This is a genomic window from Streptococcus sp. NPS 308 (genome assembly GCF_002355895.1).
GTDB lineage: Bacteria > Bacillota > Bacilli > Lactobacillales > Streptococcaceae > Streptococcus.
Genome location: NZ_AP017652.1, coordinates 1740613 through 1761733, shown reverse-complemented (window position 1 = coordinate 1761733; position 21121 = coordinate 1740613). Strand labels below are relative to the sequence as shown.

Below are 21121 nucleotides of genomic sequence, written 5' to 3'. Positions count from 1 at the left end.
ATGACAGACTTGATTCAAACTTACTTACCAAATGTCTATAAGATGGGCTGGTCAGGTCAGGCAGGCTGGGGAACAGCCATTTACCTAACTCTTTATATGACAGTTCTTTCCTTCATTATCGGAGGGTTCTTGGGGCTCGTTGCAGGTCTTTTCCTTGTCTTGACAGCGCCAGGCGGTGTCTTGGAGAACAAGGTCGTTTTCTGGATTTTAGACAAGATTACCTCTATTTTCCGTGCGGTTCCCTTCATCATCCTTTTGGCTATCTTGTCACCTCTTTCTCACTTGATTGTCAAGACTAGTATCGGACCCAATGCAGCCCTTGTCCCACTTTCTTTTGCGGTATTTGCCTTCTTTGCCCGTCAGGTGCAGGTCGTCTTGGCTGAGCTGGATGGCGGTGTCATTGAAGCGGCTCAAGCTAGTGGAGCGACTTTCTGGGATATCGTTGGGGTATACCTATCCGAAGGTCTTCCAGATTTGATTCGTGTGACGACTGTGACCTTGATTTCCCTTGTTGGTGAAACCGCTATGGCGGGAGCAGTTGGTGCTGGTGGTATCGGTAATGTGGCCATTGCCTATGGATTCAACCGTTACAATCACGATGTGACCATCTTGGCGACCATTATTATCATCTTGATTATCTTTACAATCCAGTTCTTGGGAGATTTCTTGACCAGGAAATTAAGTCATAAATAAAAAGAGCCGAAGGGCTCTTTTTTAGTGATTAGATTTTGTGTGTAAACTTTTTACTAATGACTTGCCCAAGCAAAGCACCAATCAAGGCACAAAGGAGAATGCTTGCGACAAAGAGAAAAATTTTGTCTAGCTCTGGAGCGACCATGATACGGTCAATGTATTCCTGAGATTTTCCACGAGCGAGGAGAGCTGCCTCGTAGGATGCTGGATTGATCCACATGAGGAGGATAGGACCACTTGTGCTAAAAGCAAAGACTAGGAAGGAGAAAAGATTTTTAATCTTATCCTGATAGTGACCGAGGCGAGCGGTGGCATCTGCTGCAAGACCGCAGGCGATAGCTGGTAGAAAGGCTCCAGCGCCGTGTTTACTAGCTAGGAAGAAGAGAGCCATAAAGAGCCCTAGAGTGGAAATGGCACCAAAACGAGGAACTTTTACCAGAAGAAACATGTAAACACTCCCCCCAACAAGGGTTGAAAAAGCAGGAGCATAGAACATATTGCCCGTTGAGTCAACCAGGTGTCCAAGTACTACTCCAATCCCTAGACAGAGGAAATAGAGGACGACAGCTAAGAGGGTGGTTAAGATATTTTTCTTCATGAGTTTCTCCTTGATATAAACTAACAAAATCAATTGTATCATGCTTTTAGATGATTGTAAATGGACACTCTATATTTTTGAAAACGTTTGAAATATGATATAATAGTTACACAGTTGTTTGAAGGAGGATATCATGGGAAAATTTCTAGAATTCGTCTTTAATCGTTTCTTTTTAGGAATGATTGTGACGGCTTTTTTCTGGTTATTCACACTAGCAGGAGGTGTGGTCTTTGGTTTGGCACCAGCTAGTGCAACCCTTATGAGTTTATATGCTGAGCACGGTTATACTTATCGAGCTTATAGTTTGAAAGAAGCTTGGGAACTCTATAAGAGTAACTTTGTCAAGAGCAACCTCACTTTCTATAGTTTTGTATTTGTAGATTTAGTATTAGTTTATGGTCTGTATCTTTTGGTTCAATTGCCCCATCAGACTATTTTTCATCTCTTGGCAACCTTTCTTAATGTTCTTGTAGTGGCCCTTGTCTTTCTAGCCTATACTGTTTCCTTGAAACTTCAGGTATATTTTGATTTATCCTACCGAAATACCGTGAAATTGTCTCTTATTGGGATTTTCATGAGCTTGCCAGCAATCGCCAAGGTTCTGATTGGCACAGGCTTGCTTGTAGGAGTTGGTTACTATATGCCTGCTCTCCTCTTTTTTGTAGGAATTGGTGTGTGGCATTTCTTTATCAGTGATATGTTGGAACCTATTTATGAAAGTATCCATGAAAAATTGGCGACAAAATAGAATGAAGCAATTTTGGCTTCACTCTCTTTTACGGATTTATAGCCTCGTTATAATCATCATCATTGCTAGTTTTGCGGTGATGATTTCCTATGCTGACTGGGATTCGCGCGAGAAAGAAGCTCAGCGAGTAGCTCAACGCGTGACGACTCGGACAGTAAGTGAGATTGAATATTACCATAGAGAGTCGACTCGGCTTGCCCAGACTTTGGTTGAAAATCAGGCTCGCATCGAAGGGATTTACAAGTACTTTAGTCTCAGTACACCAGACTATTTTTATTGGCAATTAGAGCGCAAGGCTTCTCCTTATATCTCGGTATCCTTGTATGAAAATATCGACGATCTCTATGTTCGTAATGATTTTGTGACAGGGGTGGCAATTGTCCTCCAAGATTACAAAGAAGTTTTTGTTTCAACCAGAGGGAAACGAAGTGGAGAGAAAATTCCAGCAGAAAATTTCAAACCAGCTCCTAATAGTTTTGCCATTCCTGTATCCGATCCCGTTTCTGACCAGGATTTAGGAGTGATCTACATCTCTTTATCCCCAGATGTCTTACGTGGAGCTATTGACAATACCCGAGGCAACACACCAATGGCTGTGACGGTGACTTCGTCTTTTGATACGGAGATGTTTCAGCTTGGGGAGAAGGTGTCAGCAGAGCGGGAGAACTGGCTTGTAGGAGTCACCTCTCATGGCTATCAAGTTCGTGTGGCTGTTCCTAAGGATTTTGTTCTTAAGGGAACGTTGACTAGTTCTGCTGTCATTATTGGACTAAGCATTCTCTTTATCATCATTTTGTATATCACTCTGAGACAGACCTTTTCAAAATATCAAAAGCAGGTGGTGGATTTGGTCGAGTCTATTCAGGTTATTGCTCAAGGAGAAGAAGGACTTCGAATCGATACCTCTGAAAAAGACCAAGAATTGCTTCTCATTGCAGAAACAACCAATGATATGTTGGATCGACTGGAAAAAAATATCCACGATATTTATCAGTTGGAACTTAGCCAAAAAGATGCCAATATGCGAGCCTTGCAAGCTCAGATCAATCCGCATTTTATGTATAATACATTGGAATTTCTTCGCATGTATGCGGTGATGGAAAGCCAAGATGAGCTGGCGGATATTATCTATGAATTTAGTAGCTTGTTGCGTAACAATATCTCTGATGAGCGTGAAACGACCTTGCAACAAGAACTAGAATTTTGTCGTAAATACAGTTATCTCTGTATGGTTCGCTATCCAAAGTCAGTAGCTTATGGCTTTAAGATCGCGCCAGAATTAGAAAATATGAAGATTCCCAAGTTTACGCTCCAACCATTGGTCGAAAATTACTTTGCCCACGGTATTGACTACCGCCGAACAGACAATGTTATCAGCATCAAGGTCTTGAAGGGTGAGGGATTTGTTGAAATCCTGGTAGTCGATAATGGTCGTGGCATGCCTGCTGAAAAATTAGCTGCCTTGCAAGAGAAATTAGCTCAGAGAAGTTTTGAGCACGAAGCAAGCTACAGCGGCGAGCGGCAGTCAATCGGAATAGTGAATGTACACGAACGCTTTGTCCTCTATTTTGGGGATCGCTACCAAATCAGTGTAGAGTCAGCTGAGCAAGAAGGTGTTCTCTATCGAATCACTATCCAGGATGAATAGAAAGGGTAGAAATGTATAAAGTTTTATTAGTAGACGACGAGTACATGGTGACAGAGGGGCTCAAGCGCTTGATTCCCTTTGAAAAATGGGATATGAAAGTCGTCGCAACAGCCAATCATGCTGACGATGCTCTGGGCTATGTCAAGCATCATCCGGTTGATGTGATTATTTCGGATGTCAATATGCCCGATAAAACAGGACTGGAGATGATCAAGGAGATGAAGGAGATTCTCCCAGATGCCTATTATATCTTGCTATCTGGCTATCAGGAGTTTGACTATGTCAAGAAAGCAATGAACCTGAGTGTCGTGGATTATCTGGTGAAGCCAGTGGATAAGGTGGAGTTGAGTCATTTATTAGAAAAAATTGCGAGTCAACTTCAGGAAAAGGTGGAGCAGAGTCAGACTCTCAGCCAAGAATTGGATGAAGAAGGCTTTGTCAACTTCTTAGCAGGTAAAGACAACTGGTGGATAGGTCTTTCCAAGGAAAAACAAGGTTCTTTCACTATTCCTTACTATGTTTTAGGTCAAGACTGGCAGATTTTTATCTCTGATCAACCACTAGATGGAATCGTAGTAACGCCCTTTGTAGCACCCTACCAACAAGCCTTTGAAAAATGGAAGATCAACGCAGAAAAAGCCCTCTTTTACGGTTCCGTCAATCTAGAAAAATCCGAGAGTCTATTTGCTTATTACGAACCGATTTATCGCGTGATTATCCAAGGAAATATCAATCAAATCATCGAAGAATTGACCCTGCTGGAGAAGGTTGTCTTAGAGAATACACCGCGCGTGGCTATCACCAAACAACTCTTCACTCAATTTGTCATGGATGTCTTCCACTTGTTTGAGCATCTAAAAGCGGATGATATGACAGAGATTGTCAAAGCCATCCATGCTATTAACTCCTTTGAAGAATTGGTTGCCTACATCAAAGCAACCTTGACTAAGTTCTTTGGCCAGTATCGGATGAATGAAAATGTGGTCAGTGTTCTAGAGGTGATCGGCCGCGATTATCAAAAAGAGCTCTCACTTAAGGATATTAGCAAGGATCTCTTTATTAACCCAGTCTACCTCGGTCAGCTGATTAAGCGAGAAACCAACTCGACCTTTGCAGAACTGCTCAACAAACAGCGAATTAAGGCAGCGCAACAGCTCTTGCTTTCAACCAATGATAGTATTGAAGATGTTTGCTATGCCGTTGGTTACAGTAATGTCGGCTATTTTTACAAAGTTTTCCGTAAATTGTGCGGAAAATCACCAAAAGCTTACCGAAAACAAGTCGAGACAGGCCTGTAAGAATTGTATTTCTGTACGAAAAATGCTATAATGTCCAAAAGGTTTTATAGGAGGAAAATATGAAAAAGAAACCAATTTATCTCTGGATTTTGTTAGTCCTATCCGCACTCATTTCTGCTTCGTCATTATTTGGCATCTTGGGCCCAGTCCCTAGCAAAGAAGTTCTTCGTGCGAGTCTATCTAATAGTGGGTCCCTTACTGCTCAGCAAATAGAAGACACGGTTAACTATACCTACCAAGTAACAGCGGCATCGCACTCAATTTTTAATGTAGTTTTGATTGTTTTATCTGCTATTTTAGTTGTGGTAGCCTTTGTGTTCTTAGTTCGTAAAAACGTCCAATTTGCAAACTATGCTTATCTTGGCTATCTTTTGCTAGCGATTGTTGGTTTGGTCTATTCTTTTATGAACATTCAAGATGCACTTCAATTGATTAAAGATGATACCCTAGGCTTAGGAATAGGCACATTAGCAAAAGGAACCGTTATTTTGTTCATGATTATCAATGTCCTCTTTTTAGCTTTAGTCCTTTACAAGATGTGGCGCCAACAAAAAGATTTGGCTGAGGAAGCCGAAGCAGAGGAAGTTGCCTAAGTATTGACAAAAGAGAACTATCAAGTTACAATCTTGGTAGTTCTTTTAATATCCAAAAATAAAAATCGAGGTCAATATGAAAAAAATATCCTTAGTTTATATCAGTTTGAGTGGAAATACAGAGAGTTTTGTAACCCGACTTAAGGACTATCTCTTGTCCCAGCACGAAGGGATTGAGGTCCAAAAGATCCATATCAAGGATTTGGTCAAGAAAGGGAAAGATTTCTTTGAGATGGACCATCCTTATGTCGCCTTTTTACCAACCTATCTAGAAGGTGGAAATGGTGTCGACAACGGCGATGTTGAGATCCTGACGACTCCAGTGGGTGATTTTATCGCCTATGGAGACAATGCTAGTAAGTGTTTTGGTGTAGTGGGATCTGGTAATCGCAATTTTAATAACCAATACTGTTTGACTGCCAAGCAGTACAGTCAGCGTTTTGGTTTCCCTGTTCTAGCAGATTTTGAAATGAGAGGCATGTTGGGAGATATTAAAAAGGTTGCAGCGATTATCGCGGACTTATATGGATTGGAAAGTTAAGCTTCGGCTTAGCTTTTTCTTCTATTTTATTTGTTTAAAATCTAGGGCGAATCTTTAGCAGTTTCATGAAGAAGAGAAAAATCCGAGAAGAAGACTTCTCGGATTTTGATTATTTGAGTTGATCAGTGATTTCCTTGGAAAGCATGAGTCCCAAACGATAACCCTTGTTGATGTAGGCGATGACATCGTTGATATTCTCTGTTGTTTGGATTCTTTCGTGGATATCTGCTTTGAAAGTTTCGTCTTTTAAAAGCTGCTCCTGAAGAAGTTTCTGAAGTTTTTCTTTTTCGTATTTATTGATGAGAAAAAGAACGACAAGACTGATAAGAACTAAGATATAAGCGTACTGGCTCATAAAATCTCCCCTGATTTGATAAAAAATTGAAGGCATAAGAAAAGCGAAAGAAATTTCGCTTTTCAACTAAGTCACTAGGCGAGCAGAACAGGTATCCAATAGCTAAAACCAGACAATTTGGATCTTTAACTGAAAAGTCCGCCCAGTTGAAATGAAGACTAGTAAAGCGCCAAGCCAAAGTCTGTATAGGATTTGGTGATAGTTACTTAGACTGCTTTACAATAAAGTGATTAAAAGATTACGACATGAGCCTAACCAAATCGATATTATTTGGTTAGGTGAATTAGTGAAGCAGTTAGCTAGTCTGCATATAGCGGCTAGCGTCTAACAATTAGGAACTTTAGTTCCAATTGTTAGTACTGAATCACATCTTCTCTGGTGCTTCTACTCCGAGCAAACGAAGAGCTTCTTTGAGGACGACTGCGGTTGCGTAGCTGAGGGCCAGACGACTGTCGCGCTCTGGGCTTTCATCCAAGATACGAGTGTGAGCATAGTATTTATTGAAAGCTTGCGCCAAGCTGATTGCATACTTAGCAATGAGCGATGGGTCATAGTTGTCAGAAGCACGTTTGATGACACGGGCAAAGTCTTGGAGAAGTTTGATGATTTCCCAGCTTTCGGCATCATTTAGACTGTAACTTTCTTGAGCATTTGGATGGAAGTCAGCTTTTCTAAGTAGAGACTGAATACGAGCGTAAGCGTATTGGATGTACGGACCAGTTTCTCCTTCAAATGAAACCATTGCTTCCAAATCAAAGTCATAACCATTTCGACGATCAGTTTTCAGGTCGTAGAATTTGACAGCTCCAACCCCAACAGCTTGGGCGATTTGATCCTTGTTTTCAAGGTCAGGATTTTTCGCTTCGATTTGAGCTTTAGCACGAGTGATGGCTTCTTGGAGAGTTGGCTCGAGCAGGATGATGTTTCCTTTACGAGTAGAGAGTTTTTGGCGATTCTTGGTTACAAGACCAAAGTCAACGTGAACCATATCGTCACTCCAAGCAAATCCCATTTTCTTCAAGACGGCTTTCAACTGTTTAAAGTGGTTAGATTGCTCTTGGCCGACAGCATAGACATTTTTAACAAAGTTGTAAGTACGAGCACGGTAGATGGCTGTTGCGATATCACGAGTGATGTAGAGAGTAGCGCCATCTGATTTTTTAATCATAGCAGGTGGCAAATCGAAATCATCCAAGTTGACAATGCAAGCCCCTTGAGACTCTTCTAGCAAGCCTTTTTCTTCTAAGATTTGTACGGCTTCATCCATCTTGTCATTGTAGAAGGCTTCACCGTTTAAGCTATCAAATTCAACACCGAGTAGTTTGTAGATGCGGTTGAATTCGACCAAACTTTCATCACGGAACCATTGCCAAAGTTGAGTTGCTTCAGGATCACCATCTTCTAGTTTTTTGAACCAGAGGCGACCTTCATCGTCGAGAGCCTTGTCAGTTTCGATTTCGGCATTGATGCGAACGTAAAGTTTCAACAACTCATCGATTGGGTTGGCTTCGATGGCTTCTTTAGAACCCCACTTCTTATAAGCAACCATGAGAAGACCAAACTGTTTCCCCCAGTCTCCAAGGTGGTTGATTTTAATGGTTTTGTAGCCCATCTTCTTAAAGATATTAGAGAGGGCATCTCCGATAACTGTTGAACGCAAGTGGCCGACTGAGAAGGGTTTGGCGATATTGGGACTAGAAAGGTCAATCGTAATATTTTGCTCTTGGCCTTCCGTTTGTTGGGCGTAGTCAGCACCTTTTTCGATGATTTCTTTGATAACTGCACCAGAAATAGCAGATTTATCAAGGAAAAAGTTTACGTAAGGACCCGTTGCCACCACTTTTTCAAAGGCTTGGCTGTTGATCTTTGCAGCAATATCGGCAGCAATCATTTGCGGTGCCTTGCGTTCGACTTTTGCTAGTGAGAAAGCAGGGAAAGCGATGTCTCCCATATCTGAATTTTTAGGTTGTTCTAGTAAATTGAAAATAGCCTCTTGGTCCAGGCTATCGATGACGCTAGCCAATTCGCCAGCAATCAGTTTTTTTGTATTCATAAGTAGGCTCCTTTTGGGCTTTTCTTCTATTTTAACACAATTTACTACATTTTTTGAGAAAGAAGAGAATTTTTTTGAATTCTCTATTTTTTTTGGTATAATATGGTTATAAAATAAATGTAAAATTTATTATAAATATTCGTTTAAGAGGATAATATGAGAAAAAGAGAACGGCATCAGTTGATTAAAAAGATGATCGCTGAAGAAAAACTTGGAACACAAAAAGAGATTCAAGATCGTCTTGAAGCTCAGAATGTCTATGTGACGCAAACGACTTTGTCACGTGATTTGCGTGAAATCGGCTTGACCAAGATCAAGAAAAATGATATGGTGTATTATGTACTAGCAAATGAGACAGATAAGATTGATTTAGTTGAGTTTTTGTCTCATCATTTAGAAGGAGTTGCAAGAGCAGAATTCACCTTGGTACTTCATACAAAACTTGGGGAAGCGGCAGTCTTAGCAAACGTTGTAGATGCAAACAAGGATGAATGGATTTTAGGAACGGTTGCTGGTGCTAATACCTTATTGGTTATTTGTCGAGACCAGCACGTTGCCAAGCTGATGGAAGATCGTTTGCTAGATTTGATGAAAGATAAATAAGGTCTTGGGAGTTGCTCTCAAGACTTATTTTTAGCAAGGAGAGACGGAAAATGGCAACAGAAAAGCTATCACCCGGCATGCAACAGTATGTGGATATTAAAAAACAATACCCAGATGCTTTTTTGCTTTTTCGGATGGGTGATTTTTACGAGTTGTTCTATGAAGATGCAATTAATGCAGCACAGATTTTAGAAATTTCCTTAACAAGTCGGAATAAAAATGCAGAAAATCCGATACCCATGGCGGGTGTCCCCTATCATTCTGCCCAGCAGTATATCGATGTATTGATCGAGCAGGGCTATAAGGTGGCCATTGCCGAGCAGATGGAAGATCCCAAACAAGCGGTCGGAGTTGTCAAGCGAGAGGTGGTCCAGGTCATCACACCTGGAACGGTCGTTGATAGCAGTAAGCCGGATAGTCAGAATAATTTCTTGGTTTCCTTAGATCGTGATGGCAATCAGTTTGGTCTGGCTTATATGGATTTGGTGACGGGTGATTTCTATGTGACAGGGCTATTGGATTTCACTCTCGTTTGTGGAGAAATCCGTAACCTCAAGGCGCGAGAAGTGGTGCTGGGTTATGACTTGTCTGAGGAAGAGGAGCAAATCCTAAGCCGTCAGATGAATCTTGTGCTTTCCCATGAGAAGGAAGGCTTTGAGGATATTCATTTACTGGATTCACGTTTAGCAGCTGTGGAGCAAGCAGCAGCTAGTAAGCTACTCCAGTATGTTCATCGGACCCAGATGCGGGAATTGAACCATCTCAAACCAGTTATCCGCTATGAAATCAAAGATTTCTTACAGATGGACTATGCGACCAAGGCTAGTTTGGACTTGGTTGAGAATGCCCGTTCAGGCAAGAAGCAGGGGAGTCTTTTCTGGCTTTTGGATGAAACCAAAACAGCTATGGGCATGCGGCTCTTGCGCTCTTGGATTCATCGTCCCTTGATTGATAAGGAACGAATCGTCCAACGTCAAGAGGTGGTGCAGGTCTTTCTTGACCACTTTTTTGAGCGTAGTGATTTGACAGACAGTCTCAAGGGTGTTTATGACATCGAACGCTTGGCTAGTCGGGTTTCTTTTGGCAAGACCAATCCCAAGGATCTCTTGCAGTTAGCTACTACCTTGTCTAGTGTGCCACGGATTCGTGCGATTTTAGAAGGCATGGAGCAGCCTGCTTTGGCCTATCTCATTACACAGTTGGATGGAATCCCTGAGTTGGAGAGCTTGATTAGCGCAGCGATTGCTCCTGAAGCTCCTCATGTGATTACGGAAGGTGGCATTATCCGTACGGGATTTGATGAGACCTTGGATAAATACCGTCGAGTACTTAGAGAAGGGACCAGCTGGATTGCTGAGATTGAGGCTAAGGAGAGAGAAAACTCTGGTATCAGCACGCTCAAGATTGACTACAATAAAAAGGATGGCTACTATTTCCATGTGACCAATTCGCAACTGGGAAATGTTCCAGCCCACTTTTTCCGCAAGGCGACGCTGAAAAACTCAGAACGCTTCGGTACCGAGGAATTAGCGCGTATCGAGGGAGATATGCTGGAGGCACGTGAAAAGTCAGCCAACCTAGAGTACGAAATCTTTATGCGTATCCGAGAGGAAGTCAGCAAGTATATCCAGCGCTTGCAGGCTCTAGCCCAAGGAATTGCGACGGTTGATGTCTTGCAAAGTCTGGCGGTTGTAGCTGAAACCCAGCATTTGATTCGACCTGAGTTTGGAGACGATTCACAAATAGATATCCAAAAAGGGCGCCATGCGGTCGTTGAAAAGGTCATGGGGGCTCAGACCTACATTCCAAACAGCATCCAGATGGCAGAAGATACCAGCATTCAATTGATTACAGGGCCCAACATGAGCGGGAAGTCTACCTACATGCGCCAGCTAGCCATGACTGCGGTTATGGCCCAGATGGGTTCCTATGTTCCTGCTGAGAGCGCCTACTTGCCGATTTTTGATGCCATCTTTACTCGCATCGGAGCGGCAGATGACTTGGTTTCAGGTCAATCAACCTTCATGGTGGAGATGATGGAGGCCAACAATGCCATTTCGCATGCGACCAAGGACTCACTCATTCTCTTTGATGAATTGGGACGGGGAACGGCGACCTATGATGGCATGGCTTTAGCCCAGTCCATCATCGAATACATCCATGAGCATATCGGAGCCAAGACCCTCTTTGCCACCCATTACCATGAGTTGACTAGTTTGGAGTCCAGTTTGGAGCACTTGGTCAATGTTCACGTGGCAACCTTGGAGCAGGGTGGGCAGGTCACCTTCCTTCACAAGATTGAACCAGGTCCAGCTGATAAATCCTACGGTATCCATGTTGCTAAGATTGCTGGCTTACCGGGAGAACTTTTAGCAAGAGCGGATAAGATTTTAACGCAACTGGAGAGTCAGGGACAAGAAAGCCAAGCTCCGATGAGGCAAACTAGCGCCGTCACGGAACAGATTTCTCTCTTTGATACGCCTGAAGAACATCCTATCCTAGCAGAATTGGCTAAACTGGATGTGTACAACATGACACCTATGCAGGCTATGAATGTCTTAGTCGAGTTCAAACAAAAATTATAAAAAGAATCCCACTCATGCATTTGTGAGTGGGTTTTTCTTTACTTTTTATGGGCCAAAAGTTGATTGATGTGGTCCACTTTTTTAGCTTCTCTTTTATAGAGGATAGTCCAGATGATAAGGTAGACAATCGCAAACTCTGGAATGAGCTGGAGATAGAAGGTCCAGTGGAAGGGGAACCAACCAGCCAGAGTTGCTAGTGGAACAAAGCCAGCCAGCATGAGGAAGAAATGGGAAAGTGTGGCACGGAGCAAGCTCCAGTCACGGCTGAATAAGCGACCGCCAAAGCTAAAGAGAACACCGATAGCTGACCAGATGATCATACAGTAGAGCAAGACCAGAGCACCGTGAACCTGATGTTCCACCATCACTTGTCCGACTAGAGACTCGGGGCTCAGTGGGGCATAGGTATTTGGTGCATAAATGAGTGAAAAGAGGATAGAGAGGATGAGGCCGATGAGGACGCCAGCAGCTGCGTCGTGAAAGATTTGTTTTTTCATAGTTCTAATTTCTCCTTGATGGTTTTTAGGTAACGGCGTGAAGAGTAGGTGAAGCTTTCGTTTTTCAAGAAAATTTCAACCAGACCGTTGGGGGTTAGTTTGAGATGAGAGATAGCGTCAATATTAACGATTTCTGATTGGGAAATTTGGATAAAAGTGGTCGGCAGAATGTCAAGAACTTGATAGAGACGCAAATCAATGGTATAGGTCTGAGATGCAGTTTCTGCTAGAATCTTGCGATTCTCGATATAGAAGCGTTGTATCTTACCAATCTTAACTAGATAGACCTGATCATCAATCTTTCCTTTGATTGTTTCTTTTTGGTCAAGATTTTCTGCGAACTCGATGACTTTCTGGACTTTTTCGGTCGGCTGAGGAGTTTGGACAATCAGCTTTTCCTCCTCGTAAGTCTCCTTAATCTGTAGTTCTACTTTCATAAATTTCCCTCCTTTTCAGTTATACAAGGTTGTGATCACTTCCTGTACACCTTTATTAAACACTATTTTACGATCCATGGCAAGAACTTTTGTCTATGTGGAGAGATTTGGAGTCTATGTGGTATTTGCTTTTTCTGATAGTATCTGAAATATGGTATAATAGCACTAATCAATTTCTAGGAAAATAGATACAGAAAGGGGCTGAAAGATGTCTCATATTATTGAATTGCCAGAGGTGCTGGCAAACCAGATCGCGGCAGGAGAGGTTATTGAACGTCCTGCCAGTGTGGTGAAAGAGTTGGTAGAAAATGCCATTGACGCTGGCTCTAGCCAGATTATCATTGAGATTGAGGAATCAGGTCTAAAGAAGATTCAAATCACAGATAATGGTCATGGAATTGCCCACGATGAGGTGGAATTGGCCCTGCGTCGTCATGCGACCAGTAAGATAAAAAATCAAGCAGACCTCTTTCGGATTCGGACGCTCGGATTTCGAGGTGAAGCCCTGCCCTCTATCGCTTCTGTCAGTGTTCTGACTCTGTTGACGGCGGTGGATGGCGCGAGTCATGGGACCAAGCTCGTCGCGCGTGGAGGTCAAGTCGAAGAAATCATCCCAGCGACAAGTCCTGTGGGAACCAAGGTTTGTGTGGAGGACCTCTTTTTCAACACGCCTGCCCGTCTCAAGTATATGAAGAGCCAGCAAGCGGAGTTGTCTCATATCATCGATATTGTCAACCGTCTGGGCCTTGCTCATCCTGAGATTTCTTTTAGCTTGATTAGTGATAGCAAGGAAATGACACGAACAGCTGGAACTGGTCAACTGCGTCAAGCTATTGCTGGAATTTACGGTTTGGCTAGTGCCAAGAAGATGATAGCCATTGAGAATTCGGATCTGGACTTCGAAATTTCAGGTTTTGTGTCCTTGCCGGAGTTGACTCGAGCTAATCGCAACTATATCAGCCTCTTCATCAATGGGCGATATATCAAGAACTTTCTGCTCAATCGTGCTATTCTTGATGGTTATGGCAGCAAGCTCATGGTGGGACGCTTTCCGCTGGCTGTTATTCATATCCATATTGACCCTTATCTAGCGGATGTCAATGTGCATCCGACCAAGCAAGAAGTGCGAATTTCCAAGGAAAGAGAGCTAATGGCGCTGGTTTCAGAAGCTATTTCTAACAGTCTCAAGGAACAGACCTTGATACCGGATGCCTTGGAAAATCTTGCCAAGTCGACCGTGCGCAATCGTCAAAAGGTGGAGCAGACTATTCTCCCACTCAAAGAAAATACGCTCTACTATGAAAAAACAGAACTCTCAAAACCCAGTCAAGCTGAGGTGGCTGATCATCAGGTTGAATTAACTGAGGAAGGGCAGGATTTAACCCTGTTTGCCAAGGAAACCTTGGACCAGTTGAGCAAGCAGACAAAACTCCATTTCGCAGAGAGAAAGCCTGTCAGCTATGACCAACTAGATCACCCAGAGTTAGACCTTGCGAGTCTTGATAAGGCTTATGACAAGCTGGAGCGAGAAGAATCATCAAGCTTCCCAGAGTTGGAATTTTTCGGGCAAATGCACGGGACCTACCTCTTTGCCCAAGGTCGAGATGGGCTCTACATCATAGATCAGCACGCGGCTCAGGAACGGGTTAAGTACGAGGAATACCGTGAAAGCATTGGCAATGTTGACCAGAGTCAGCAGCAACTCCTAGTGCCTTACATTTTTGAATTTCCTGCGGATGACGCCCTTCGTCTCAGAGAAAGAATGCCTCTCTTAGAGGAAGTGGGTGTCTTTCTAGCTGAGTACGGAGAAAATCAATTTATCCTGCGTGAACATCCTATTTGGATGGCAGAAGAAGAAATCGAGTCTGGTATCTATGAAATGTGTGATATGCTCCTCTTAACTAAAGAAGTTTCGATCAAGAAATATCGAGCAGAGCTGGCTATCATGATGTCCTGCAAGCGGTCTATCAAGGCCAACCATCGCATCGATGACCATTCAGCCAGACAGCTCCTTTATCAGCTTTCTCAATGTGACAATCCCTATAACTGTCCACATGGCCGTCCTGTTTTGGTGCATTTTACCAAGTCGGATATGGAAAAGATGTTCCGACGCATTCAGGAGAATCATACCAGCCTCCGAGAGTTGGGGAAATACTAAACCTTATAGAAAATCAAACAGCCCTAGTTATAAAACTAGAGCTGTTTTGAATTTTTGAGCTGAACTTGTGTTCCAGCAAGCAAATCAGCTGGATGACGTTTGTCCTTGCGAAGGAGTCCCATCAGCAGAAAAATCAAGAAGAGAATCCCTGCTGAGGTTGACAAGAAAATTGACAGAGCATCTGCTTGATAAGCACTACGAATAGCTCCCATATGTCCCAACTGCCAAGGGAAAAACTTGATAGCAGAGCGCAAAAGGCTGTGGGAAAGGCTCCTATGCTTGTAAATCAGCTGTAAACCTGCCCAACGCTTGCCAAAACTTCCTTTTCTATAGTCGAGCCAAGCAAAGATGATAGTTAGGGGCAGAACCGAGCTAGAAAAAGCCAGAAGTTGGCTCTGGGCTTCAGTGAATACGGGAACGCCTCCTAGAACTAAATTGTAAAAGCCCATAGCTAGTAAAAATAAAGAAATGAGGTAGCCCGAGATAAAGAGCCAGTCTCCAATCAGCTCTTTCAGACGAGTTTTGATAGGTATGGGATTGTCAGTTTTTAGTTTCATCTTTAGCACCTTCTTTCTTAAAATCATCAAGGCCTATAACCTTGTCCAGATACTTTTGCTTAATCTTTAGCGCCTTGTTAATAGCCATTGCAGAAGCGATTAATAGAACGAAGGTTAGCCAAATCCAAGCGGTGAATTCGGCTGGGAAACTAGAACCAGCTAAAAAGAGATAGATAGCCAGAGCCAAGACGAAAATATAAATCACTTGCCAGAGACCATAGGATTTAACCTCTTTATAGTATTTGTCCTTGTCTTCTTCCAAGGTCACTGCTGTGGAACCTTTTTCAGAGTTTTCATCCAGAAGTAGATAGTCAGTTGTCACTTGGAAAATCTTGCTTAATTCAATGATTTTTTCGATTTCAGGAAGTACTTGTCCAGACTCCCATTTGGAGATGCTTTGCCGAGAAACATTGATTTGTTCTGCTAGTTTTTCTTGGGACCAACCTTTTTCCTTTCTGAGCTCAAATAGTTTTTCTGCGAGTTTCATCATACTCTCCTCCTTTTTCTACTTCTATCCTAACAATTTTTACTTATAATGAGAATACAATCTCCTGTACTATTTGTCAACTAGAGGTTGCACCTTTTGTTGCAGTCTGTCTTGGGGAAATATGGTATACTAGATAGGCAAAATAATGGAGAAAAAATTATGTACGAATATCTAAAAGGAATCATTACCAAAATCACTGCTAAATATATCGTCCTTGAGGCAAATGGTATCGGTTATATCCTGCATGTAGCCAATCCTTATGCATACTCAGGTCAAGTTAATCAAGAAACTCAAATCTATGTGCATCAAGTTGTCCGTGAGGATGCCCATCTGCTTTACGGCTTTCACTCAGAAGACGAGAAAAAGCTCTTTCTCAGTCTGATTTCAGTCTCAGGGATTGGACCTGTATCAGCTTTGGCTATTATTGCAGCCGATGACAATGCTGGCCTAGTTCAAGCGATTGAGAGCAAGAACATCACCTACTTGACCAAGTTCCCCAAAATTGGTAAGAAAACAGCCCAGCAAATGGTTCTGGACTTGGAAGGCAAGGTAGTCGTGGCTAGTGATGACCTTCCTGCCAAAGTCGCTGTGCAAGCCAGTGCTGAAAATCAAGAACTGGAAGAAGCTATGGAAGCCATGCTGGCGTTAGGCTACAAGGCAACAGAGCTCAAGAAAATCAAGAAATTCTTTGAAGGGACGACGGATACAGCAGAGAACTATATCAAATCTGCCCTTAAAATGTTGGTCAAATAGGAGAAGAGTATGCCAAAACGTTGTTCGTGGGTCAAGATGACCAATCCGCTCTACATCGCCTACCACGACCAGGAGTGGGGACAGCCTCTTCATGATGACCGCGCTCTTTTTGAACTGCTCTGTATGGAGACTTATCAGGCTGGTCTATCTTGGGAAACGGTACTAAACAAACGTCAAGGATTCCGAGAAGCATTTCATGGCTATCAAATTCAAGCGGTCGCGGAAATGACAGATGGGGAGTTGGAAGCCTTGTTAGAGAATCTAGCCATCATCCGAAATCGTGCCAAGCTCTTTGCGACGCGTGCCAACGCCCAAGCATTTTTACAAATCCAGAAAACCTTTGGCTCTTTTGATGCTTATCTCTGGTCCTTTGTTAAGGGGAAAACGATCGTGAATGATGTTCCTGACTATCACCTAGCACCTGCTAAAACAGCCTTGTCTGAAAAATTAGCTAAAGATCTAAAAAAACAAGGTTTCAAGTTCACAGGCCCAGTTGCCGTTTTATCTTTTCTACAAGCAGCAGGTTTGATTGACGACCACGAGAATGATTGTCAATGGAAGGGGAATTAAGTGATGTCTAACAAAAATAAGGGAATTCTGATTTTTGCGATTCTCTATACAGTTCTCTTTGTATTTGATGGAGTTAAATTGCTGGCTTTCTTGATGCCATCTGCTATTGCAAATTATCTAGTTTATGTAGTACTAGCTCTATATGGCTCTTTCTTGTTTAAGGATAGATTGATCAAACAATGGAATGAGATTAGAAAGACTAAAAGGAAATTCTTCTTTGGCGTCTTAACAGGATGGCTCTTTCTCTTTCTGATGACTTTTGTCTTTGAATTTGTATCAGAGATGTTGAAGCAGTTTTTTGGGCTAGTCGGACAAGGTCTAAACCAGTCGAATATTCAAAGTACCTTTCAAGAACAACCAATACTGATAGCAGTTTTCGCCTGTATCATAGGACCTTTTGTGGAAGAACTCTTTTTCCGTCAGCTCTTGTTACATCATTTGCAGAAACGTCTGTCAAGTTGGCTAAGCATTCTTCTGGTAGGACTTGTTTTTGCTCTGACTCATATGCACAGTTTGGCTTTATCAGAGTGGGTCAGTGCAGTCGGTTATCTAGGTGGAGGCATTGCCTTTTCTATCATCTATGTGAAAGAAAAAGAGAATATTTATTATCCTCTAGTTGTTCATATGTTAGGCAATAGCCTTCCCTTGATTATTTTAGTTATCAGTAGTATGTGACGTTTTAGTAGTTATACAAGAGAAAAAGCTGAGAAACTTATCTCAGCTTTTTTTGTTATAGTCAAAGCGAATGACTTGCTTCTTTGCATCCACATAAGCATGGACGCCAAAGGGCACAATGGCTCTTGGTGTTGCGTGACCGACATTCAGATTATAGACAATCGGGATATTGCTGTCAACGATGCTCATTAGTGCCTCTTTATAGTCGTCATAGAAGGCTTCATCCATTGGCTTTCCGACCAAGAGTCCACTGATGACCTCAAATACCCCAGTTTCTTTCAAAGCCTGTAACATCTTTTTGAAGTTTTCCGGTTCAGGCTTTTCTTCGCTTGTTTCTAGCAAGAGAATCTTTCCTTCCCAGTCGGATAAGTCAGGGAGGAGTTTGTACTTTTGGCAGAGCTCCGTGCTGTCTGCGTATCGAGAATTGTCAAAAATATCATAGAGGGACTCAAGACAACCACCGAGGATCTCTCCCTCAAATTGAGCATTTCCTTGTAACAAATCAAAACCTGTATTTACATGGCTGATACGAGCTGTTCCCAGAGCATTGGGACTAAAGTCAGTCCGTTCCTCATACCAAAGGTCGCTAGGGTGGATTTCAGAGATTTTTCCAGTCTCGATCAGTTCTTTAAAGCAGTGAAAGCTATAGGGCAACATCTCCTTGTCTAATTCACAAATGTCTGCTAGAAAGGATTGCCCATAAAAAGTCTTGATCCCTAGTTTATGCAACATAAGGTGGTTCATAGTGGTATCCGAGAAACCGAGAAAAATCTTTGGTTTGATAACCTTTTGGAGTTGGTCATTTTCAAAAAGAAAAGGTAGCAAACGATAGGTATCATCACCACCAATGGCGCATAGGATCATGTCGATGCTATCGTCCGAAAAGGCCTGCATCAAATCCTCTGCACGCGCCTCAGGATGATCCTTGATAAAGTCTAAACCTTTTAGCGAATGAGGTAAAAAGATAGGATTGAGTCCCAAATCCTTGAGACGTTGGATACCCAGCTCCACTTCGTGTTTGACAAAGTCCTCTCCGATAACACCGCTAGACAAACTAACAATACCAATAGTAGAAACCATATCTCATCCTCCTAGAAATAGATTGAGCCTATTTTATCACAAAAGGTGAGAGAAAACTACAAGAATGGGACTCAGAAGTGCTATTGAATCTCAAGAAAGCAAGCAAAAAAGCAACCACCTGTGCAGTTGCTTTTCGTTTTTCTAATCTCTAATCTCGCTAGATATGAGTTACTTGGTCAACTCTTGATTATAGGAGAGGGCCAAATCAATCCAGTAAGGCAATTCTTTTTGACCTTCTATATCTAAGTCTATATAACCATGATAAAGGCGTTCCCTCATCAATGTAGTATGAGCTCCTGTTCGTGGTAGAACTTGCTTTTCTATTTCTTTGCCAATTCTCACCATAACCAGCTGGTCCTTTCTGGAACTGACTGTAAGGACCATTTTCCCACGAATCATAAAGGCAAGACCACCAAACAGTTTCTTTTCTTCTAACTCTTCTTCGAAAATTTGGGGAGGAAGTTTGAGTGCTAGAATTTTTCGAATCTGCTGTGCTAAGGATTGACTATATGCCATAGCGTTTCACTTTTCTTAATAACGTGATGGGCCTGCGCTTGCGCTTCGGATATTGAAGCGTTTTTTGAGATAGAAGCGAAGGGCGAGAAGGGCTGCTCCTAGAATAGCCAAAGGCAGCGGAGCAAGGATTGGATTGAGAGCTGCTGGTAGGAAGCTTGTTGCGAAGAAGACAGCCAACCAGAGAAGCATAGCAGCGAGGATGACGAGGATTGATTTCCAGAAAGGAGGGCGCTGGCTACGATCTGTGTCTGGTCCATAATACTGGTAGACAAAGTAGTACATCAAGTAGAAGGCAAGTCCTCCAACAAGCCCAACCAACAAGAGGGTAATCAAACCATAGCCAATAGCCTGGTTTGTAGAGAAAAAGTTGGTCAGAGCGCTAACCAGTGCAAAGAGACTGGTAATAAAAAGGGCTGAGTCCATAATCATGAGTTTTGGATCATCATTTTCTTTTGGATGCTCTTTTTCGTACTGTTCCTTGACTGTGAAACTGTGAGCCCAGTGAGTTGGAGCGCCATAGAGGGAACGAGCTGTTGTTCCTTTGACTTGCTCTTCAAGGATTTTAGGAATAACTTCCTCAAAAACAGCCTTGATTTCAGCATCTGTTTTGCCATCTTTGATAAATTGCTGGGTAGCAATATGGATAAACTCTTGGTTTTTCTTAGTTAATTTTTGTAGATCAATCTGAGACATAGGAATTCCTCTTAGAACCATTTTTTATGGATGAGATAGAGAGTGAGCGAAACACTCATAGCAAAGGCGATAAAGACGATTAACCAGAAGGCGTGAGGCTCACCGTTTAGAGGGATTTCATTATCCTTAAAGTTCATACCGTAGGCTGAGAAGATCATGGTTGGGACAGACATAACGATGGTCACGAGAGCCAGGGTCTTCATGATGTTGTTCTGGTTGTTGGAAATGATAGAGGCAAAGGTCTCTGTCATAGAGTGAAGGACGTTTCCATAGATATCTGCCATCTCAATGGCCTGTTGGGTTTCAATCAGGGTATCCTCAAGTAGGTCTTGGTCCTCTAAGTATTTTTTAATATTGCTGGTTGCGCTGGTCAATTTCTTAATCACGCGCTCATTTGTCTTAAGTGAGGCCTTGAAATAGACGATGGTCTTTTCCAATTCCATGAGTTCGATCAGTTCTTCGTTTCGAGTAGATTTGTGAAGTTGACTTTCGATCTGGTCACTCTTACGGTCAATCGAACGAAGGGCTGTCAGGTAAAGTTCAGCGTTGCGATAGAGAATCTGGAAGATAAAACGTGAACGCATGAAAGTGTAGAAATTGCGAAGTCTACGGTTGATAAAGACATCGAGAACAGGGAGGGGCTCCAAGCAGGTAGTGATAATGGTCTCCTCGGTGATGATAATCCCTAGCGGAATCGTTACGTAGTAGGTGCGATTGTTTCTTTCCTCTGTGATGGGAACGTCTACGATGATCAAAGTATACTCATCTTCGATGGTAATACGGGACATTTCTTCCGCATCGAGTGGTGCTCGAAGGTCAGCGATGTCAATGTCAAAGGCATTGGCAATTTCCAGTGATTCATTTTGTGTAGGATTGACGAGATTGATCCAAGTACCCGGTTCAAGCGTGTCGATCTCTTTAAATTCAGTTGTTGTTGAGAGAAAAACTTGTTTCATATCCCCTATCCTTTCCTACTATTCAGT

Annotated in this window: 23 protein-coding genes; 12 read left to right on the top strand and 11 right to left on the bottom strand. The window is 42.5% G+C overall.

Features of this window, described 5'->3' with window-relative positions:
• Window positions 1-693, top strand: a complete 693-nt coding sequence (locus SNAG_RS08940; RefSeq protein ID WP_096408535.1) for a methionine ABC transporter permease — start codon at window positions 1-3, stop codon at window positions 691-693.
• A 28-nt stretch (window positions 694-721) separates the two neighbouring features.
• Here the strand turns inward: SNAG_RS08940 and SNAG_RS08935 are convergent, their stop codons facing one another.
• On the bottom strand, window positions 722-1291 hold the full coding sequence (locus tag SNAG_RS08935) for an MptD family putative ECF transporter S component (protein ID WP_096408532.1): 570 nt from the start codon (window positions 1289-1291) through the stop codon (window positions 722-724).
• 133 nt (window positions 1292-1424) lie between these two features.
• Here SNAG_RS08935 and SNAG_RS08930 point away from each other — a divergent pair, with 133 nt between their 5' ends.
• The 5 genes from SNAG_RS08930 to nrdI all read left to right on the top strand — a co-directional run bounded on the left by SNAG_RS08930 (window position 1425) and on the right by nrdI (window position 6119).
• Complete coding sequence (locus tag SNAG_RS08930) at window positions 1425-2039, top strand: YesL family protein (RefSeq protein WP_000514456.1); 615 nt, start codon at window positions 1425-1427, stop codon at window positions 2037-2039.
• Window positions 2017-3687 carry a sensor histidine kinase gene (locus SNAG_RS08925; protein ID WP_096408911.1) on the top strand — a complete coding sequence of 557 codons (1671 nt, stop codon included), beginning with the start codon at window positions 2017-2019 and terminating at the stop codon, window positions 3685-3687. The genes SNAG_RS08930 and SNAG_RS08925 overlap by 23 nt, the downstream gene beginning before the upstream one ends.
• Window positions 3688-3698: 11 nt before the next feature.
• Window positions 3699-4985: a response regulator transcription factor gene (locus SNAG_RS08920; protein WP_000278903.1), complete on the top strand. Its 1287-nt coding sequence runs from the start codon at window positions 3699-3701 to the stop codon at window positions 4983-4985.
• A gap of 59 nt (window positions 4986-5044) precedes the next feature.
• Window positions 5045-5578, top strand: a complete 534-nt coding sequence (locus SNAG_RS08915) for an ABC transporter permease (RefSeq protein WP_096408530.1) — start codon at window positions 5045-5047, stop codon at window positions 5576-5578.
• A 76-nt stretch (window positions 5579-5654) separates the two neighbouring features.
• Window positions 5655-6119, top strand: a complete 465-nt coding sequence (nrdI, locus tag SNAG_RS08910; protein WP_096408527.1) for a class Ib ribonucleoside-diphosphate reductase assembly flavoprotein NrdI — start codon at window positions 5655-5657, stop codon at window positions 6117-6119.
• A 109-nt stretch (window positions 6120-6228) separates the two neighbouring features.
• On the opposite strand, the gene SNAG_RS08905 is transcribed toward nrdI, so the two are convergent.
• Entirely contained in the window at window positions 6229-6474 is a 246-nt protein-coding gene (locus tag SNAG_RS08905; protein ID WP_000084851.1) for a hypothetical protein, read from the bottom strand.
• Window positions 6475-6838: 364 nt separating this feature from the next.
• Entirely contained in the window at window positions 6839-8527 is a 1689-nt protein-coding gene (gene argS / locus SNAG_RS08900; protein WP_096408525.1) for an arginine--tRNA ligase, read from the bottom strand.
• A gap of 156 nt (window positions 8528-8683) precedes the next feature.
• Here argS and argR point away from each other — a divergent pair, with 156 nt between their 5' ends.
• Both argR and mutS read left to right on the top strand, forming a co-directional pair.
• The gene (argR, locus tag SNAG_RS08895; RefSeq protein WP_096408522.1) at window positions 8684-9130 is read left to right on the top strand and encodes an arginine repressor; all 447 of its coding nucleotides are present in this window, start codon (window positions 8684-8686) and stop codon (window positions 9128-9130) included.
• Between the two features lie 50 nt (window positions 9131-9180).
• Entirely contained in the window at window positions 9181-11715 is a 2535-nt protein-coding gene (gene mutS / locus SNAG_RS08890; RefSeq protein WP_096408519.1) for a DNA mismatch repair protein MutS, read from the top strand.
• 38 nt (window positions 11716-11753) lie between these two features.
• On the opposite strand, the gene SNAG_RS08885 is transcribed toward mutS, so the two are convergent.
• Both SNAG_RS08885 and SNAG_RS08880 read right to left on the bottom strand, forming a co-directional pair.
• Complete coding sequence (locus tag SNAG_RS08885) at window positions 11754-12212, bottom strand: DUF3021 domain-containing protein (RefSeq protein WP_096408517.1); 459 nt, start codon at window positions 12210-12212, stop codon at window positions 11754-11756.
• Window positions 12209-12649, bottom strand: coding sequence for a LytTR family DNA-binding domain-containing protein (locus SNAG_RS08880; protein ID WP_096408514.1), 441 nt, complete (start codon window positions 12647-12649; stop codon window positions 12209-12211). The genes SNAG_RS08885 and SNAG_RS08880 overlap by 4 nt, the downstream gene beginning before the upstream one ends.
• Window positions 12650-12857: 208 nt before the next feature.
• On the opposite strand from SNAG_RS08880, the gene mutL reads away from it, so the two are divergent.
• The gene (mutL, locus tag SNAG_RS08870; protein ID WP_096408511.1) at window positions 12858-14807 is read left to right on the top strand and encodes a DNA mismatch repair endonuclease MutL; all 1950 of its coding nucleotides are present in this window, start codon (window positions 12858-12860) and stop codon (window positions 14805-14807) included.
• Between the two features lie 35 nt (window positions 14808-14842).
• On the opposite strand, the gene SNAG_RS08865 is transcribed toward mutL, so the two are convergent.
• Together SNAG_RS08865 and SNAG_RS08860 are read right to left on the bottom strand one after the other, a co-directional pair.
• Window positions 14843-15364: an RDD family protein gene (locus tag SNAG_RS08865; RefSeq protein WP_000769794.1), complete on the bottom strand. Its 522-nt coding sequence runs from the start codon at window positions 15362-15364 to the stop codon at window positions 14843-14845.
• Entirely contained in the window at window positions 15348-15851 is a 504-nt protein-coding gene (locus tag SNAG_RS08860; RefSeq protein WP_096408908.1) for a helix-turn-helix domain-containing protein, read from the bottom strand. The genes SNAG_RS08865 and SNAG_RS08860 overlap by 17 nt, the downstream gene beginning before the upstream one ends.
• Before the next feature lie 159 nt (window positions 15852-16010).
• Here SNAG_RS08860 and ruvA point away from each other — a divergent pair, with 159 nt between their 5' ends.
• The 3 genes from ruvA to SNAG_RS08845 are packed head-to-tail and all read left to right on the top strand — an operon-like array spanning window position 16011 to window position 17849.
• Window positions 16011-16604, top strand: a complete 594-nt coding sequence (gene ruvA, locus SNAG_RS08855) for a Holliday junction branch migration protein RuvA (protein WP_096408509.1) — start codon at window positions 16011-16013, stop codon at window positions 16602-16604.
• Window positions 16605-16613: 9 nt separating this feature from the next.
• Window positions 16614-17174 (top strand): DNA-3-methyladenine glycosylase I, encoded by a 561-nt coding sequence (locus tag SNAG_RS08850; RefSeq protein ID WP_096408506.1) that lies wholly within the window; start codon window positions 16614-16616, stop codon window positions 17172-17174.
• A complete protein-coding gene (locus SNAG_RS08845) occupies window positions 17175-17849 on the top strand; it encodes a CPBP family intramembrane glutamic endopeptidase (protein WP_096408504.1) in 675 nt (224 codons plus the stop codon).
• 42 nt (window positions 17850-17891) lie between these two features.
• On the opposite strand, the gene SNAG_RS08840 is transcribed toward SNAG_RS08845, so the two are convergent.
• The 4 genes from SNAG_RS08840 to SNAG_RS08825 all read right to left on the bottom strand — a co-directional run bounded on the left by SNAG_RS08840 (window position 17892) and on the right by SNAG_RS08825 (window position 21094).
• On the bottom strand, window positions 17892-18929 hold the full coding sequence (locus SNAG_RS08840) for a S66 family peptidase (RefSeq protein ID WP_096408500.1): 1038 nt from the start codon (window positions 18927-18929) through the stop codon (window positions 17892-17894).
• A gap of 168 nt (window positions 18930-19097) precedes the next feature.
• Window positions 19098-19445 carry a hypothetical protein gene (locus SNAG_RS08835; RefSeq protein ID WP_096408498.1) on the bottom strand — a complete coding sequence of 116 codons (348 nt, stop codon included), beginning with the start codon at window positions 19443-19445 and terminating at the stop codon, window positions 19098-19100.
• Window positions 19446-19460: 15 nt separating this feature from the next.
• Window positions 19461-20138, bottom strand: coding sequence for a DUF1129 domain-containing protein (locus SNAG_RS08830; protein ID WP_172842407.1), 678 nt, complete (start codon window positions 20136-20138; stop codon window positions 19461-19463).
• An 11-nt stretch (window positions 20139-20149) separates the two neighbouring features.
• Window positions 20150-21094, bottom strand: coding sequence for a magnesium transporter CorA family protein (locus SNAG_RS08825; protein WP_096408493.1), 945 nt, complete (start codon window positions 21092-21094; stop codon window positions 20150-20152).
• Window positions 21095-21121: the final 27 nt, after the last annotated feature.